14 protein-coding genes and 1 pseudogene are annotated in these 12,971 nt (G+C 59.6%); 11 read left to right on the plus strand and 4 right to left on the minus strand.

Annotated elements, in window-relative coordinates:
• Positions 1 to 52: 52 nt before the first annotated feature.
• From AC56QP_RS34770 to AC56QP_RS34800, 7 genes are all read left to right on the plus strand, one after another.
• Complete coding sequence (locus AC56QP_RS34770; protein ID WP_489861466.1) at positions 53 to 793, plus strand: amino acid ABC transporter ATP-binding protein; 741 nt, start codon at positions 53 to 55, stop codon at positions 791 to 793.
• Between the two features lie 31 nt (positions 794 to 824).
• Positions 825 to 1,652 carry a transporter substrate-binding domain-containing protein gene (locus AC56QP_RS34775; RefSeq protein ID WP_489861465.1) on the plus strand — a complete coding sequence of 276 codons (828 nt, stop codon included), beginning with the start codon at positions 825 to 827 and terminating at the stop codon, positions 1,650 to 1,652.
• A 66-nt stretch (positions 1,653 to 1,718) separates the two neighbouring features.
• Entirely contained in the window at positions 1,719 to 2,435 is a 717-nt protein-coding gene (locus tag AC56QP_RS34780; protein WP_489861464.1) for an amino acid ABC transporter permease, read from the plus strand.
• A gap of 20 nt (positions 2,436 to 2,455) precedes the next feature.
• On the plus strand, positions 2,456 to 3,148 hold the full coding sequence (locus AC56QP_RS34785; RefSeq protein ID WP_489861463.1) for an amino acid ABC transporter permease: 693 nt from the start codon (positions 2,456 to 2,458) through the stop codon (positions 3,146 to 3,148).
• 274 nt (positions 3,149 to 3,422) lie between these two features.
• Positions 3,423 to 4,493, plus strand: coding sequence for an NAD/NADP octopine/nopaline dehydrogenase family protein (locus AC56QP_RS34790; RefSeq protein ID WP_489861462.1), 1,071 nt, complete (start codon positions 3,423 to 3,425; stop codon positions 4,491 to 4,493).
• A 153-nt stretch (positions 4,494 to 4,646) separates the two neighbouring features.
• Positions 4,647 to 4,928, plus strand: coding sequence for a metal-sensing transcriptional repressor (locus AC56QP_RS34795; protein WP_489861461.1), 282 nt, complete (start codon positions 4,647 to 4,649; stop codon positions 4,926 to 4,928).
• 8 nt (positions 4,929 to 4,936) lie between these two features.
• Positions 4,937 to 6,271, plus strand: a complete 1,335-nt coding sequence (locus tag AC56QP_RS34800; protein ID WP_489861460.1) for a cation diffusion facilitator family transporter — start codon at positions 4,937 to 4,939, stop codon at positions 6,269 to 6,271.
• A 181-nt stretch (positions 6,272 to 6,452) separates the two neighbouring features.
• Here the strand turns inward: AC56QP_RS34800 and AC56QP_RS34805 are convergent, their stop codons facing one another.
• Positions 6,453 to 6,923: an Lrp/AsnC family transcriptional regulator gene (locus AC56QP_RS34805; RefSeq protein WP_256752878.1), complete on the minus strand. Its 471-nt coding sequence runs from the start codon at positions 6,921 to 6,923 to the stop codon at positions 6,453 to 6,455.
• A 112-nt stretch (positions 6,924 to 7,035) separates the two neighbouring features.
• Between AC56QP_RS34805 and AC56QP_RS34810 the strand changes: the two genes are divergently transcribed.
• Both AC56QP_RS34810 and AC56QP_RS34815 read left to right on the plus strand, forming a co-directional pair.
• Entirely contained in the window at positions 7,036 to 8,526 is a 1,491-nt protein-coding gene (locus tag AC56QP_RS34810) for an aminotransferase class V-fold PLP-dependent enzyme (protein ID WP_489861459.1), read from the plus strand.
• 196 nt (positions 8,527 to 8,722) lie between these two features.
• Entirely contained in the window at positions 8,723 to 9,349 is a 627-nt protein-coding gene (locus AC56QP_RS34815; protein WP_489861458.1) for a hypothetical protein, read from the plus strand.
• Here AC56QP_RS34815 and AC56QP_RS34820 read toward each other — a convergent pair.
• From AC56QP_RS34820 to AC56QP_RS34830, 3 genes and pseudogenes are all read right to left on the minus strand, one after another.
• Positions 9,327 to 9,665, minus strand: a complete 339-nt coding sequence (locus tag AC56QP_RS34820; protein WP_497103871.1) for a phosphorylase family protein — start codon at positions 9,663 to 9,665, stop codon at positions 9,327 to 9,329. The two genes, AC56QP_RS34815 and AC56QP_RS34820, sit on opposite strands and share 23 nt — an antisense overlap.
• A gap of 56 nt (positions 9,666 to 9,721) precedes the next feature.
• Positions 9,722 to 10,159: pseudogene (locus AC56QP_RS34825) on the minus strand (nucleoside phosphorylase-I family protein); the annotation flags it as partial.
• Between the two features lie 36 nt (positions 10,160 to 10,195).
• On the minus strand, positions 10,196 to 10,864 hold the full coding sequence (locus AC56QP_RS34830) for an ArsR/SmtB family transcription factor (RefSeq protein ID WP_489861456.1): 669 nt from the start codon (positions 10,862 to 10,864) through the stop codon (positions 10,196 to 10,198).
• A 69-nt stretch (positions 10,865 to 10,933) separates the two neighbouring features.
• Between AC56QP_RS34830 and AC56QP_RS34835 the strand changes: the two genes are divergently transcribed.
• On the plus strand, positions 10,934 to 11,674 hold the full coding sequence (locus AC56QP_RS34835; RefSeq protein ID WP_489861455.1) for an MBL fold metallo-hydrolase: 741 nt from the start codon (positions 10,934 to 10,936) through the stop codon (positions 11,672 to 11,674).
• Between the two features lie 90 nt (positions 11,675 to 11,764).
• On the plus strand, positions 11,765 to 12,940 hold the full coding sequence (locus AC56QP_RS34840) for an MFS transporter (RefSeq protein WP_489863444.1): 1,176 nt from the start codon (positions 11,765 to 11,767) through the stop codon (positions 12,938 to 12,940).
• Positions 12,941 to 12,971: the final 31 nt, after the last annotated feature.

Consider the following 12,971-nt stretch of genomic DNA (forward strand, 5'->3'; position numbering starts at 1 on the left):
GTCGCATGCGGTCGAGGCACTCCGTCCCACACTGTGAAGGGCACCAATCAGAATGCTTGAACTCAAAGACATAAAGCTGTCCTACGGAAGCACGCAGGTCCTGAACGGCGTCAATCTCTCGGTGAAACGCGGAGATGTGGTGTCAATCATCGGCCCCAGCGGTACCGGTAAGACCACGCTGCTGAAATGCATCAACTACCTCGCTAAGCCGACATCTGGGACCATCGCATTCGATCAAATCCAGATGGATTACCAGCATGTTGATAAGACGGCGGTCCAGGCGATCCGGTTGCGGACGGCAATGGTCTTCCAGCAGTTCAACGTCTTCAAGAACATGACGGTCATTCAGAACGTGATGGATCCGCTTGTTGTCGTGCAGCGCAAATCCAAGGAAGAGGCACGGGAAATCGCCGTGCGGGAGCTTGAGCGCGTCGGCCTCTCCTCGAAGCGAGACAGCTATCCGTCTCAACTCTCTGGCGGCCAACTTCAGCGTACGGGTATCGCACGGGCGCTAGCGGTTCGGCCCGATGTGATGCTCTTCGACGAACCGACATCATCGCTTGATCCTGAACTGGTCGGTGAAGTTCTGAAGGTGATCAAGGACGTCACGTCGTCCGGGATCACTTCGCTGCTTGTGACCCACGAGATGCAATTCGCAAGGAACATCTCAAACCGGATCGTCTTCATGGATCGTGGCGTGGTTGCCGCCGACGGCAGTCCGGCTGAGATCTTCGATGCGCCTTCCAGCCCACGACTTGCTCAATTCCTGCAGTCTGAACTTGCTTTTCAATAACTCAAAACTCAACAAGAAGGGAACCTAAGAAATGTCTGCAATCAAATCCAGTTTTTCCCGTCGCCATGCCCTGGCCGTCGCCGGCGGCATCGCAATTGCCCTTGCGACAGCAGGGATCAGTTACGGTCAGACCGTTCGGACAATCAAGATCGCGACGTCTGCCGAGTCCAAGCCGCTGGCATGGGGCGCGCTCGGCGTCGAGCCGCAAGGCTATGAACCCGACCTCCTGAGGGCGATCAACGCAAAGCTGCCGCAGTACAAGTTCGAGATGGAAGGTGTCTCTGATATAGCGCAGGAAACCGGCCTGGCCACGGGCAAGTACGACATCGCGGTCGGCGGCTTCTACAAGTCCCCCGAGCGCGCCAAGCAGTTCCTCATCCCGGAAAACCCGATGGGTGCCAGCCTGATGAAGATCTACAGCAAAAAAGACAGCGGCATCAAGGAAATGAAAGATCTCGTCGGCAAGAAGATCGTTCCGCTCAATGCCGGTGGCGGAACCTACAAGTTCGTCATGAACTGGCAGAAGGAAAATCCGCAATACAAGCTTGACGTGACGGCTTCGAGCGCCGGCATCCCGTACCCGAACCGGCTGGATGAAGTCCAGAACGGCAAGTTCGACGCGCTGGTCCTGCCATCGAACCTGGGTGAGCAGACCGTGATCGAGGAGAAAAAGCTCGACATCGTGGCGTCCGAACCGGTCTTCAGCAACAACACCTACATGCTGATTCACAATTCGGACGAGAACAAGGTTCTGGCCGACGATGTGAGCAAGGTTCTCAAGCAATTGAAAGACGACGGCACGATCGAAAAGCTCTCGCAGAAGTGGTTCGGCGAGGGGATAGTCCAGTACATGAAGTAAGACGACGTCTGCAACCATTCTGGTTAGTCAGCGGCAAGGCTGAATTGCAAGAAGGAGTGCTTCAAAGTGGATGTTTCTGCTATGATCCCCGAGTTGCTCTCGGCGTTGCCGCTGACGCTCGCCATTACGTTTACGGCCATTGTCGTCGGGTTCTGCCTGGCGCTCGTGGCGTCGACTCTGCGAATCCGCAGGGTGCCGGTGATCAGCAACCTGGTCGACCTTTACGTGTCGTACGCGCGAAGTGTTCCCGTGGTGCTGCAACTTTTCGTCGCGTTCTACGGGCTTCCCCTTCTGGTGGCCCTGTTCGGCGCCGCCGATTTCTTCTCGCCAAACGTCGCCGCCATGGTGGGGCTCAGCCTCTATCACGGTGGCTACCTTTCCGAGGTCATGCGGCCTGCATATCTGGCGGTCGATCGAGGCCAGCACGATGCGGCCGACAGCCTGGGCTATACCTTCAGGCAAAAGATATTCCGCATCGTCGGCCCGCAAGCCATACATATCGGCCTGCCGGGATACGGAAACTCCATCATCTACCTGATCCATAACGTCGCGCTGGTCATGTATATCGGGGCGGCGGACGTGATGGCGACCGCGCACCTGATCATGGAGCGGGACTACAACCAGTACCAGTTCGAGACCTACCTCGTGCTGGCGGTCATCTATTCCGTGTTGTGCCTGATCGCGTGGCTTATCATTCGCTTCTTCGAGCTTCGCTCGCCCATGCAGGCGCCAGAGGCGACGGCCACAACTCAGATCAAGCACGCGCTCATCTCGAACGCCTGACCTAACGAAGGTATTCAGCCATGTTCGACACCGAAATTTTGCTCCAGGACACGCGGGAAATTCTGGGAGCCGTACCTATAACGCTTGGAATGGCGCTCTTGATCTTCCCCCTTTCCGTTATAGTCGGCAGCCTGTTTGCCCTTGTCGAATACAGACGTGTCTCTGTGCTTCGAGAGCTTGTCATGGTCTACAAGATCATCCTGAAGGGTGTCCCGATGGTGATCGTGATTTTCCTGTCCTATTTCGGCCTGCCCACGGCCTTGCAATTCCTGTACTCGGCGCTCGGGATCGACGCCAACGCCCACGAGATGCCGAATTGGATCATCCTTGTCATCGCGATTACCGGCTGTGTCGCTGCCTTCCAGGCGGAGATCATCAAAGGGGCCCTCAATGCCTTTGACACCGGCCAGTCGGACGCGGCCTATTCGCTGGGTTACTCAGGCGGCCAACTCTTCCGGCGGGTCTTGTTCCCACAGGTGGCCCTCACTGCGATTCCCGACCTGACAACGTCGATGATGGTCATCATGAAGGCACTTTCACTCGGATTCGCCATTGAGGTTGTCGATATCTTCGCCCAGTCCCAGTTAACCGCCGCGCTGAACTACTACTACCTCGAGGCCTTCGTGATTGCCGTCGTGATCTACATGGTGATTGCCTATGTCGTCACCCAGATTGCCGATAGGCTGGAGCAGGCGCTGAGGGTGCGGACCTAAGGGTAAGCCTCCTCGCAGCTCTCTTGAGCGGAATTCGTTCAGCTGAATCGCAGTCTCGCAGGTAACCTGGGATAACCCCACGGCATGGGGAAAGGCGGCGAAGAGGTGGCTCATGAGCTGCCGGCCGACCGTTATCCGACGCCGATTAGCCGGCGCCATCTCGAAGGGCAATCGGGCGGCACATCAAGCGGTCAACGACGCGGCTGCAATTTCGGCATGGGCTGGAGGGCCGCGACAGTCTTAGAGCCTCGATGGCTGCAACGGGAGCATTACTATGCGGGTGAGTGTTCTGGGCGCCGGAGCGATTGCTTATGGCCTTGCCGCCTATTTGGCGGAAGCTGGACACGACCCTATGCTTTGGTCGCCGTCCGGAGAGCGCACCAAGGCGCTTGCCGCCGGCGAATTGCTGAAGGCCACGGGGGCTATCGAGGCAACGGTACCGGTGCGCATCGCCAAGGATTGTAAAGATGCCATTGCCAATGCGGACGTCGTCATAATCGCGCTGCCGGCTAACGGCCACAAGATGGTGATGGATGCTGCCACTCCTTATCTGAGCGAGGGATTGCCGGTCATCATCAGCTCTCACAGTTCCTTCGGAGCGCTGTATCTTTCCAAGCAGCTGGCGGAGCGCAAGGTCAGCCTGCCGATCGTCGTCTGGGGCACAACGCTCGTGACCGGCCGCCAGCGCGGACCAACTGAAATCGATGTTACCACCGTTCGCCAGAAGCTTGATGTTGCGACGCTGCCATTCAATGCGCTGGACCAAGGGTTCGAGCTTTGCACGGCCCTGTTCGGCGATCGTTTCGTCAAGCGCGACGGTCTGCTTGCGATCGCGCTCAGCAACCTCAACCCCCAGAACCATCTGGGAATTGCCCTTCTCAATCTCACGCGCATGGAGAAGGCCGAGCAATGGAGCCAGGGGGGAAACATCACCCCGGCCGTTGGCCGCTTCATCGAGGCTCTGGACGCCGAACGATTGGCGATCGCTGCCCGTTTCGGCATAGCCGTACGCACCGTCGAAGAGCATTTTTCATTGTCGTTCCACGTCCCCAAGGGCTCCGTTTCGGAGATGAATCAGGAGATGGATCGCCAAGGCCGTGGCGGCTTTGGCCCGACAACTATCGAAAGCCGCTATATTCTGGAGGACGTTCCGTTCGGGCTGCTACCGACCGTATTTCTGGGGAAGATGAGCGGAAATCCAGCGATCCTCCATGAGTCTGGAATTTCCATATTCTCGGCGGCTTATGGTCGCGATCTCAAGGGTGACAATGATATTCTTCCTGCGCTCGGCATCGAGGCCATGGCAAAAGCGGATCTCGAAAACCTCTGCCGTAGGGGATTCTAACAACTCTTCAGAGTGGATTGCCGCATAGGCCAATACACCCGATAAGCCGCCGGCGGTGCCCGCCGGCGAGCAAATGGCAGTCTCCCCGGCGAGCACAGGCGGACGCTCGAATCGATATTGCCATATCCTCTCCAGGGGGATAGGAATCAAGCCATGAGCGAACAGCCACACGTCCACGAAACTCACCCTGATATTGTCAAGCGCCTGAAACGGGCCGACGGGCATCTCAAAGGCATAATTGAGATGATCGAGGCGGGCCGCCCCTGCCTAGATATCGCCCAGCAACTTCATGCGGTCGAAAAGGCCATCTGCCAGGCCAAGAAGACCCTGATCCAGGACCATCTCAACCATTGCCTTGAAGATGTCGTCGGTCCTTTGGCGCGTGAGCAGCGCCGCTCGATCGACGAGTTCAAGGAAATCACCAAGTACCTGTGAGACGCGGCATGATGGATAAAGTACGTGAATGGTTCGGCTTCGGCCCGATGTCACAGGCTTTCGGCGGACACGGTCATGACCATGGAGAAGGTGGCCACGGGCACACCCATGGCGTCATTGATCCTACGATCGCGACGACGACGCGCGGCATCTGGGCGATCAAATGGTCATTCGTCGTTCTGGCCATCACGGCAGCGCTTCAGCTCGTCGTCGTGATCCTTTCCGGGAGCGTGGCGCTGCTGGCCGATACGATCCACAATGTCGGCGACGCGGTGACAGCCGTACCGTTGTGGGTCGCGTTTGTGCTGGCCCGCCGCCAGCCGAGCAAGACCTTCACCTACGGCTTGGGCCGCGTCGAAGATCTCGCCGGAATCCTGATCGTTCTCATCATCCTCTTCAGCGCCATCGTCGCCGGCTACGAAGCGATCGACAGGCTGATCAATCCGCGACCTATCGCATTTCTCGGCTGGGTCGCCATCGCCGGCCTCATAGGCTTCATCGGCAATGAGGTCGTGGCGGTGTTCCGCATCCGTGTCGGCCGCGAGATTAACAGCGCGGCACTGATCGCGGATGGCTATCATGCCCGCACGGATGGCTTTACGAGTCTTGCGGTTGTCCTGGGTGCTCTTGGCGTGTGGCTTGGCTTTCCGCTTGCCGATCCGATCATCGGGCTCCTGATCACGCTAGCGATCTTCGCGATCGTTTGGCAATCGTCGAAAGCTGTCCTCACGCGCATGCTCGACGGCGTCGAACCCGGCATCGTCGATGAAATCCGTCATGCCGCCGAGCACGTGCCCGGCATCGAGCGTGTCCAAAGCGTGCAGGCGCGCTGGATCGGGCATCGCCTGCATGCGGACGTTGCCATCGGTGTACTGGACACCGCGACGGCAAAAGAGGTCCTAAGCGTCACCGAGGCCCTGAAGGAGGAACTGTCTGCTCACTTGCCGGCCCTGGCGGAAGCGAATGTTCGTCTTGAGAACCCGGCCAATCCGCCCGCACCGGGCATGGGAAGCTCTCATGCTCATCATGCTCCCGCGCCCTTCAAGGTCGAGTGCGATCTGGCCGCAGGGACATTGGAAATCGTCGATACGCCTGGCGGCGAGCGGATGCGTCTCACGATCGACCGGCACGCTGATGATTTGACGGCTATGGTGATAATCGACCGGCCAAAGGGACCGGAGACACTTCGCCTCGAGCCTGTCGCCGACGATCATCATCGCCTTGAGAGCACCGTGGCCCCTGCCGAACCCCATGAGTTCGAAGCGAGGCTGATCTTGGCTGCGACGAATCGCGAGCAGGTGCTGCCGTTCAAAATGATCGAGCCGGAAGGCCACCATCACTGAGATACGGTAGCTATCGATGTCTGCCGCGTCGAGGAACCAATGCTGCGATCTGTACCGCATGGCGGCGTTGCAGCTTGCCATTGGCTGACCGCAACCGCCGCCCGGTGATCTGAACACCGCGTTTGGCGTCCATGCGCGTCGGATGGTTGCGAGGGGATTGTCCTGCGGTCCAGTGGTGATCTCATCGCATCCGGTTGAGATCCGACGGGCGGCTCTGAAAGATCGCCTCCATCGAGAAGAAGCCAGTCACAGTGGCCAAATCGAAATTGGTGATTAGCTGTTGGTAGAAGGCGTCGTAGCCTGCCATCCCCTTGGTGACGACCTTCAGCAGATAGTCCCAATCGCCGCCGATCCGATAGAAGTCGGCAACTTCCGGCAGGCGCTCGACATGCCTGCGGAAGTCGTCGGCCCATTCGCGCGAATGGTGGCGGGTCTTGATCATCACGAAGACAATGAGATCGAAGCCGAGCGCCTGCAGGTTGATCTCCGCATGCGATCCGCGCACAAGCCCGCTTGCATGGAGGCGCTGCAGGCGGCGCCAGCACGCGTTTTGTGAGAGGCCAACCTTTTCGGCAAGATCCCGCTGGGACAGGCTGCTGTCATTTTGCAGGCTGCTCATGATTTTCAGATCAAAGCTATCAATTTCTGACATTGATTCGATCAAATGACCCAAGTTTTGGCAATTGTTGCAGAATTTTGATGGGGATTAACAGCGGCGCGTGGCTATACTGCGGCACAGGCCAGACAAACCAAGTGTTTTAGCTATGAACGTGAACCGTCACCATTTTCCCCCCGCGCTGAGCCTTCTGGAGCAGTTCGCAGGTAGCCTTGGCGACAGTGACGTGGTGACCTCACTTCAGGCAGGGCTGATCGGCATCGACGCGGAGATGGACGGACCCTTTGGACGCAAGACGCTGGTCTATGCGGACTACGTGGCGTCGGGACGGGCGCTGCGTCAAGTCGAGCAGTTTGTGATCGAAAAGATTCTGCCATACTACGCGAACAGCCATACCGAGGCGTCGTTTTGCGGTGGCTTCATGACCCGCCTGCGCCGAGAAGCCCGCAGTACGGTCGCCGCCTTCTGCGGCGCGGATGAGCGCCACGCAGTTATATTCGCCGGCTCGGGAGCAACGGCTGGCATCAACCGCCTGACTGCTTTGCTGGGAATTCCCGGCGCACTCGCGCGGGGTGAGACCCCGTGCGTCATCCTTGGCCCCTACGAGCATCACTCCAACATTCTGCCATGGCGGGAAAGCGGTGCGGAAGTCGTCGAGATTGGCGAGGGCGCCGACGGTGGGCCAGATCTCGCCCAGCTCGCGGAAGTCCTCTCGCAGGTCGGCCCAGACCGATTGATCATCGGAGCCTTTTCCGCCGCGTCAAACGTCACCGGTATCCTGACCGACGTGGTCGCCGTCACGCGTCTTCTCAAGCAGGTCGGCGCAAAAGTGATCTGGGACTACGCCGGTGGAGGACCTTATCTGCCCATTTGCATGTCTCCTTCCGAAGACGCAGAGATCGACGCGATCGTTGTTTCTCCGCACAAGTTCCCGGGAGGTCCGGGTGCCTCCGGTGTGCTGGTGGTGCGTCAGGATGCTGTGGTCTCCGTCAAGCCGACTTGGCCAGGCGGTGGCACAGTGAAGTTCGTTTCTCCCAGCGGCCATGATTACAGCGACAGCGTCGAGGTCCGCGAGGAGGCCGGTACGCCCAACGTCATTGGTGATATCCGGGCGGCACTGTCCTTTCTGGTCAAGGATGCGATCGGCGAGAACAAGATTGCGCGGCGCAACCGCCAACTGACCGAACGCGCAATCGACGCCTGGGCATCCGTCGACGATCTCGAACTGCTGGGTCACTTAACTGCCGAACGCCTGCCGATTTTCTCGTTCCGGCTTAGGAACGGCAGGGGCGGCTATGTCCATCAGCAACTCGTGACAAGGATGCTGAGCGACCGGTTCGGCATCCAGGCGCGCGGCGGCTGCGCCTGCGCAGGCCCCTATGTTCATCGCCTCCTCGCGATCGACGAAAGCGAGTCCGACCGTCTACGCCGTGCGATTCTCGGCGGCGACGAGATTACCAAGCCAGGCTTCACTCGACTGAATTTCAGTGTGCTGTTGCCGGACGATAAGGTCGATTACATCATCGACTCCGTCATCCAGCTCGCCGGGGATGCTGCTTCGTTCGAGGAGCGGTATGAGTTCGATCCCAAGCGCGCGATATTCTCTCCAGTGCAAGCGTGCGCACAAAACTGTTCCTGAACCAGATATTGCATTGAGGCTCGACAACGGACGTTGCAGGCAATCCCTCACGATTGTGCTTGTGACCCCGAACGACATACGGCCGTTGCGCTGGAAGAGCGCTTTTGTCAGCCAACGACATCCGAAAAATCGCTGGCAATCCTTGCAAGACTTGACTTAACCGCCGCCACCGCCCTTGCCTAGTGCAGCCATATCCTTGAAAATCACGCAGTCCTTCCAAGGCGACATGGTGCAAAAGATCGAAATTCAGCGGCAAGCGAGCATGGAAAACGTAAGCTCGACAATCGTCCTGGGCATTCCTATTCCGTCCAGCGACCCAGTCTTTCTGACTGTTGTCGGCGGTCATGTTCTGTTCGGGCTCGCCGCCGCAATCACCGGCGCTGTCGCGATGCTCAGTAAAAAGGGGTATGGCCGGCACTCGAACTTCGGCATCATTTACTTCTGGTGCCTGTTCGGCGTGTTCGTCACCATGAGCGTTCTGTCGCTCATGCGTTGGGCGGAAAACGCCCACCTGTTCGCTCTAGGAACTGTTTCTTTCGTGTCTGCGTGTTTCGGACGCACTGCCGCCCGGCGGCACTGGCGCCAATGGCCCAGGCTGCATCTCACCGGCATGGGCGCGTCTTACATCGTGATGCTTACCGCATTCTACGTCGACAACGGCAGGAACTTGCCTCTCTGGAAGGAGCTTCCGGACATTGCGTTTTGGATTCTGCCTGGGGTGATCGGAATGCCGATAATCCTCTATGCCTTGCTTCGGCATAAACTGGTTCTGGACTTCGATCGCTCGCGAGCGGCTATCGTCAGGTCCGCAAAATTGGACTGAGACATAACCGCCGGCGGCTCCTATGGCTCCGCGCAACCGCACTGATTACGGCCAATGCGTCGGCAGTACCGTCCGCTTCACCCTTCTCAAAATCACCTTCGGTCTGACCCATCTGGTTTGTTACATGGGCAAAGCAAATCACGTCCTTGTGACGCGCCGACGCAAAGGAATAGAGGGCCGCCGCCTCCATCTCCACGGCAGCAATGCCCTGCGCTCTGCGGGCTTCAATCGCCCGCTCAGTTTCGCGAAAGGGGGCATCGGTGGTCCAGCTCGCTCCTGTATGCATGGGCTCAGGCAAATTCGAAGGTATGGGCATATCCGCGCTATGAGGTCCGGATTGGCTTCGGCGAATTCAGCCGGCGCCAGGTAGTGGTGGCTGGTGCCCTCGTCGCGAACGGCGCGGTCAATCAACACAAAATACGGTGGTGGCCCGAGCGGCGTTATTTGCCCCGCCGAGGTGATGCTGATCAGCAAGCGGCATCCCGAGGCAAACAGCTGCTCGGCGACCAGCACGGCGAACGAAGAACCGACCGCACAGCCAATGACGCCAAGCGTCTGGCCGCCCAACTCGAACTCGTCAAGCACTGTATGATAGCAGGCCCAGCCCGCCGAGGGGCGGGCGCGGCCATCGTTCCGCAAGCGGCGCACGATGTCGCCGTCCGGATCAAGTACGCATACGGCAGGCACGGGCTCCAGAGGCAGGCCTTTCTGCCGCCGCGCCTCGCGCAGCATGTTTTCAACCTGAAACACGGACACGGCCGAATAGTCCTTTAGATCGAGCAAAGGTGATCGCGGAATTGGTGGCGTCATGATGTTCGTCCATAAATCTTTGGATGCAAGACCACTTCAGGCCGCTGCCTCAACTGGAAGGCCTGCAGCCTTCCATTCGGGATAGCCGTCCTCGAGCCGGTGAACGACATACCCTCGCATCCGCAATGCCGCGACAGCCTCGAAGGACAGGACGCAATAAGGACCACGGCAATAGGCGATGACCTCCCGGTTCGCGGGAAGCTCCGCCAACCGGCGCTTGAGTTCAGTGAGCGGGATGTTGAGCGCCCCCGGAAGATGTCCGAGCGCAAATTCATCCTCCGACCGGACGTCGAGAACAGTGACAAGGCCGTCATGCAGCCTTGAGACAAGATCTTCGCGCGACACGGCCTCCAGCGCGTCGCGAGTGTGGAAATAGTCGGTCATGACGCGATTGACCTCGGCGATGTTCCGCTCGCCGACGCGCCCCAGGGCCTTCATCAATTCGACCACCTGGGCATCTCCGGCAAGACGATAAAGCACATGCTTGCCGTGCCGCTGCGCCTCGACAAGTCGCGCGCGTCGAAGAATTTGAAGGTGGCGTGAGGCGTTGGCAAAGTTGAGGCCGGCTCGCGCCGCAAGTCCCTCGACGCTGCGTTCGCCCTGGGCGAGATGCTCCAGCAATTCCAGCCGGTGCGCATGCCCGAGCGCCTGAGCTACTTCGGCAAGGCTGGCGAAGATCGCCTGTTTTGGCCCGATGCTTGACATGCGACCTTCTCGATGAAACATTCAGCAGAATAATTGAATGTTACCCAGGAGAGGAAGAGAGCGCAAGCCATGATCCTCCGTCAATTCCTCCATTCCGATCCCGTCGCCGCGTCCTATCTGTTCGGATGCGGCGGCAAGTCGGCCGCCGCCGTCGTCGATCCGGTCGGCGACATCGCACCCTATCTTAGGGTTGCCGAGGCAACCGGCATGCGCATCCTCTACGTGGTCGACACGCACATTCATGCCGACCACATTTCCACCGGGCGCTCGCTCGCCGCAGCTTCCGGCGCGCAATACGTGCTCTTCGATGGCGCGCAAGCCGGTTTCCCGTTTCGGGGCGCCAAGGACGGCGAGGTGCTTGAGCTGGGTAACGTGACCATGACCGTCATGCACACGCCCGGACACACGCCGGAGCACGTCTCGCTCCTGGTCACCGACAGGACACGCGCGGCCGAGCCATGGTTCGTGCTGACAGGCCACACGCTCATGGTTGGCGATCTTGGACGAACCGAACTTGCAACCAGCGCTGAGGCCGGTGCGCGGATGCTGTTTTCCAGCGTGCGCCGTCTCAAGCAACTGCCAGATCACGTCGAGGTGCTGCCAGGCGCCTATTCCGGCTCGGTCTGCGGGCGCTCGCTCAGCGGCAAGCCGACATCCACGATTGGCTTCGAAAAGCGCTTCAACAAGGCATTCCGCATCGAGGACGAGGACGTTTTCGTTGCTACGATGATCGCGGACATACCGCCCCCGCCGCCGGATGCGGCGCGCAACCGCGCCGCCAATGCCGGCCTGGCCGCCGCTGCGGCCTGACCGGTGAGCAATGTGGCATCGCTTTCGCGGTCAGCAGGCTCGACGGTAAGGCTTGGGCTCAAGGAAAACTGGCGGCAATTTGCTCTCCTGATGCTGGTGAATGCCTTTGTCGGCGGCATGGTCGGGATCGAACGCACGGTCGTGCCGCTCATCGGGTCGGAAGAGTTCGGCATCACGTCGACGACACTCGTCGTCTCCTTCATCGTCAGCTTCGGCGTGGTCAAGGCGCTTGCCAATCTCGTCTCGGGCCAGCTCGCCGATAGCTGGGGGCGCAAGCGCGTTCTCGTCCTCGGCTGGCTTGTCGGCTTGCCGGTCCCGTTCATGATCATCTGGGCCCCGAGCTGGGGATGGGTGATTGCGGCTAATGCACTGCTCGGCATCAACCAGGGACTGGCCTGGTCGATGACGGTGATCATGAAGGTCGATCTCGTCGGCCCGAAGTCGCGCGGCCTTGCCGTCGGCCTCAATGAATTTGCCGGCTATCTCGCCGTCGGCGTAACGGCGTTCCTCACCGGCTATCTTGCTTCGCGATACGGATTGCGGCCGGTGCCGATCTATCTCGGGATCGGCTACGCGGTCATTGGCGCCATGCTATCGATCCTGCTGGTCCGCGACACGCGCGACCACCTCCGGCTGGAGGCATCCACTCACGCACAGCAATCCGCGCCGATAAGCTTCCGGGAGGTCTTCGCGCTGACTTCGTTCCGGGATCGCAATCTATTCGCGGCCTCGCAAGCCGGCCTCGTCAACAACCTCAACGACGGCATGAGCTGGGGCATATTCCCGCTGTTCTTCGTTTCTTTCGGACTTGGCGTCGAGCGCATCGGCATCCTGAAGGCGATCTATCCCGCGACATGGGGAATCCTGCAGATCGTCACCGGCCCCTTGAGCGATCGCTGGGGTCGCAAGGGCCTGATCGTCGCCGGAATGTGGACCCAGGCCGCCGGCCTGTTTCTTACCGCCGCCACGAGCCGGTTCGAATGGTGGCTTATCGGCAGTCTTCTTCTCGGCCTTGGAACCGCAATGGTCTATCCAAGTCTGATCGCGGCCGTTTCCGACGCCTCGCATCCAACCTGGCGCGCCCGCTCGCTCAGCGTTTATCGATTCTGGCGCGATCTCGGCTACGCGATCGGCGCGCTCTCCGCAGGTCTCATCGCCGATCGCTTCGGGCTCTCATGGGCGATCACATCGATCGCCGCATTGACGTTTGTCTCTGGAGCCATCGTCGCGCTCGTCATGCGCGAGCGTTCGGGTGGCCTTTCTTGATCTCGCGCAAAATACCGAGCCGCCAAGCGGA

The organism is Mesorhizobium sp. RCAM 05104 (assembly GCF_059683645.1).

Coding starts and splice junctions, on each gene's coding strand:
- AC56QP_RS34795 (WP_489861461.1), top strand. CDS start 4,647: ATGAGCGAACAGCCACACGTCCACGAAACTCACCCTGATATTGTCAAG.
- AC56QP_RS34820 (WP_497103871.1), bottom strand. CDS start 9,665: ATGCCCATACCTTCGAATTTGCCTGAGCCCATGCATACAGGAGCGAGC.
- AC56QP_RS34830 (WP_489861456.1), bottom strand. CDS start 10,864: ATGTCAAGCATCGGGCCAAAACAGGCGATCTTCGCCAGCCTTGCCGAA.
- AC56QP_RS34770 (WP_489861466.1), top strand. CDS start 53: ATGCTTGAACTCAAAGACATAAAGCTGTCCTACGGAAGCACGCAGGTC.
- AC56QP_RS34775 (WP_489861465.1), top strand. CDS start 825: ATGTCTGCAATCAAATCCAGTTTTTCCCGTCGCCATGCCCTGGCCGTC.
- AC56QP_RS34790 (WP_489861462.1), top strand. CDS start 3,423: ATGCGGGTGAGTGTTCTGGGCGCCGGAGCGATTGCTTATGGCCTTGCC.
- AC56QP_RS34810 (WP_489861459.1), top strand. CDS start 7,036: ATGAACGTGAACCGTCACCATTTTCCCCCCGCGCTGAGCCTTCTGGAG.
- AC56QP_RS34835 (WP_489861455.1), top strand. CDS start 10,934: ATGATCCTCCGTCAATTCCTCCATTCCGATCCCGTCGCCGCGTCCTAT.
- AC56QP_RS34805 (WP_256752878.1), bottom strand. CDS start 6,923: ATGTCAGAAATTGATAGCTTTGATCTGAAAATCATGAGCAGCCTGCAA.
- AC56QP_RS34785 (WP_489861463.1), top strand. CDS start 2,456: ATGTTCGACACCGAAATTTTGCTCCAGGACACGCGGGAAATTCTGGGA.
- AC56QP_RS34800 (WP_489861460.1), top strand. CDS start 4,937: ATGATGGATAAAGTACGTGAATGGTTCGGCTTCGGCCCGATGTCACAG.
- AC56QP_RS34840 (WP_489863444.1), top strand. CDS start 11,765: ATGCTGGTGAATGCCTTTGTCGGCGGCATGGTCGGGATCGAACGCACG.